The organism is Methylobacterium sp. J-043, assembly GCF_022829505.1.
Taxonomy (GTDB): Bacteria; Pseudomonadota; Alphaproteobacteria; order Rhizobiales; family Beijerinckiaceae; genus Methylobacterium; species Methylobacterium extorquens_A.
Window position 1 is genome coordinate 1 of the sequence record NZ_JAKSYB010000022.1, and the last position, 972, is coordinate 972.

Annotated in this window: 2 protein-coding genes; both read right to left on the minus strand. The window is 71.8% G+C overall.

Annotated elements, in window-relative coordinates; genetic code table 11:
* Positions 1 to 138: 138 nt before the first annotated feature.
* Complete coding sequence (locus tag MKK50_RS01410) at positions 139 to 600, minus strand: thermonuclease family protein (protein ID WP_253374247.1); 462 nt, start codon at positions 598 to 600, stop codon at positions 139 to 141.
* Between the two features lie 45 nt (positions 601 to 645).
* A partial coding sequence (locus tag MKK50_RS01415) for a hypothetical protein (RefSeq protein ID WP_499019869.1) occupies positions 646 to 972 on the minus strand: 327 nt, incomplete at its 5' end.

Here is a 972-nt window from a genome sequence, read left to right on the forward strand (position 1 = left end):
AGAGCTGCGGCCAGTCGATCGGGTAGAAGTGGCGGTGTTCGGGGCGGATCGGCACGGTCCGGCCACGCTAGCACGGCAAGGAGTCCGAGGAATCCCCCCGGCGCCTCGTCGTCCCTCGGAATTCGGTCGCCCGGCTCCTCAGCGCCGGTCCGAGCGGCACCAGTGATCCGCCCGCTCCTCCCACGCCTTCCGGCCCGGCCGGTAGGCCACCGCCAGGCCCTCCCGCATCAGGATCGCGCCGACCTCTCCCGCCGGCACCCGCAACGTCCCGAGCGTCCGGCCGTAGCGATCGGTCTCGCCGGCGCGCGCCAGCTCGACGGCCTGTCCACGGATCAGGCGGGCCAGGCGCTCCTTCGCCTTCAGGCCAGAGATCCGCTCGGCCTCGCAGCGCGGCCGGGACACCTCCGGCGTGTCGATCCCACTCAAACGGACCTTCTCGGCACAACCGCGCGCGGGCATGGCGCAGGGGAGGGCGACGGTATCGCCGTCGAGGACGATCAGGCGGTCGCCATCGAACCGCTCGGCCGACGCCGGCCGGATCGCCAGCGTGCTCGCACAGCCGACGGCCAGCCCCAGCACGGCCCACATCCGACGGCTCATCGCAGCTCCCCTCACGCTCGCGGTGTTCGCGCCCGGCCTATCGCCTCAGCCCCCGTAAGCCCAGATCGGAATGCCGCGCGGCCGGCCGGGTGTGTCGCGATAGTAGGTCAAGTTGCCGAAGTTGATCCGGGTCGGGTCGATCCACTGCGCCGCGCGCCCACCCACCACCAGGGCACCACAATGGTCCGCCCGAATGATCCCGACCGTGGGATGGACCCCGAACAGGTCGAACTCGCTCCAGCCGAGATCCACCGCCTCCGCTCCGAAGCGCTCGAGGAAGTCGAGCATCGCCGCGTGGACCCTCTGCCACGTCTCGCCATGCAGGCCGGGGCAGGGGGACGTCGCCGGGTTCATGCGCTCGATGCGGTCGCG

Coding starts and splice junctions, on each gene's coding strand:
- MKK50_RS01410 (WP_253374247.1), bottom strand. CDS start 600: ATGAGCCGTCGGATGTGGGCCGTGCTGGGGCTGGCCGTCGGCTGTGCG.